Origin of the sequence: Chryseobacterium sp. CFS15 (assembly GCF_031118795.1) — a bacterium.
Taxonomy (GTDB): Bacteria; Bacteroidota; Bacteroidia; order Flavobacteriales; family Weeksellaceae; genus Chryseobacterium; species Chryseobacterium indoltheticum.
Genome location: NZ_JAVHYL010000026.1, coordinates 1 through 1,573, shown reverse-complemented (window position 1 = coordinate 1,573; position 1,573 = coordinate 1). Strand labels below are relative to the sequence as shown.

2 protein-coding genes are annotated in these 1,573 nt (G+C 32.2%); one reads left to right on the top strand and one right to left on the bottom strand.

Annotated features, from left to right (window positions below; translation table 11 throughout):
* Positions 1-195, top strand: a 195-nt coding sequence (locus OH814_RS20515) for a hypothetical protein (RefSeq protein ID WP_308829458.1), incomplete at its 5' end; no start/stop codon positions are given.
* A gap of 1,046 nt (positions 196-1,241) precedes the next feature.
* Here OH814_RS20515 and OH814_RS20510 read toward each other — a convergent pair.
* Positions 1,242-1,573, bottom strand: a 332-nt coding sequence (locus OH814_RS20510) for a transposase (RefSeq protein ID WP_308829457.1), incomplete at its 5' end; no start/stop codon positions are given.

Sequence of the window (1,573 nt, the reverse complement as noted above, 5' to 3'; positions counted from 1 at the left end):
CCGTTTTACCGGATTGCAAAGATACTAATCTTTTTAACTTTACCAAATTTTATTTATAAAAATTTGAAAGTCTTTATTGATCTTTATCCATCTGTAGATAACATTAGTCTTATCGTTTTCGCCTCCTTAAAAGCTCTTCTGCGCTACCAATCAACTCTCGTTTTTCAGTGGGGCAAAAGTAGAACTTTTATATAACACAAACCTAATTTATGTAACATTATGTTTACTTTTAATTCATATTTAATCCTAAGGTATTGGTTACGTGAGAGAATAATTTTATGGGTTTGGGCTGTTAGAGGGTTGGAGAGTCGGAGCGTTGGAACGATTTAGTGTTAGAGAGTTCGAGAGTTCTTGGGCTGGAGAGTTGTATGGGAGGTTTCGGCTTGGGTAAGGGGCAAGGTGTATAAAAAAGAAGGCTTCTGAGAAATATAACAGTCTGGTTTTTATCGTAACAGTAAACAAAAGCTTTTTATTTGCAACTGTATTATATTATAAGGTAAACTAAGGCGTTTCACTTAGTAAAGATAGACAAGCTGTAAAGAGTGAAATTAAATGGGTGTTGTTTCAAAGCACTGTGCGCTCCTACGGAGCGCTACCTTTTATATATACCGTTTTACTCACAATGTTTTTAGAGATGGTTTGTTTTTCTAATAAGAGATTCTGATAATAATTTTTAAATCATTAAACGCAAAGATTTTATATTAAACCTTCTATATTAGAAAGCAAAGGCAAATAAATTTGCTTCGCAAAGCTTGAACTCTATAAATCAACTTGTTGATTCATATTTGCTTACTTTATTATAAAAGAATAAAATTCATCTTGCGTTGAATGTATAATAATCTCACAGTTCATATTTTACGAGTATTGCTTAACCCGAACTCAGGTTTATTTAATAATGAAGAGTTTTGTGAGAAAATTATTTTAATGGTTATAGCTGAACATTTGATCGGTACCTTTTATAATGATATATTCTTAATTCTTACAGGTCGCTCCTACGGAGCTTAATCTCGTCTTTTTGTAATGTCTATTAACTGGTCGCCACTCTGTGGCTTTTCAATCTTTACTTCTGACTGCATCGGGGGTGGTCACTGAATGTATATATCCAATTAAATTATTAAAAAGAATAATTTAAATCCTGATTTTTGAAATTGAAACTTTGAAATAGAAATTCTACAGATAACTAAAGGCTCTACCAAGAACTCAATCATAGCCCTGATGTTCTATGTTACTATGCAAATTATTCAGGTTAAAATTTTAAAGTTTTTTTGAAAATTTTGTTGATATGCAGTTTTGTTTTTCACAACACCAAAACAAATCCTCAGTAACTTGTTACAAACTGCAATTAATGCAAGTTTTTTAGGCTTTCCTTTTTCCAATAGTCGCAGATAAAGTTCTTTGCACTGCGTATTATGTTTTATTGCCGTCCAGGAACAAACATATAGCAAACTTCTAATGTGCGTTTTGGATGTACGGCACTTACCGGGAGAATATGATTTCTTTCCTGATTGATAAATACGTGGAGCCAACCCAAAATATTTTACGAGTGATTTCGATGAATCAAAATTTTTAAAAC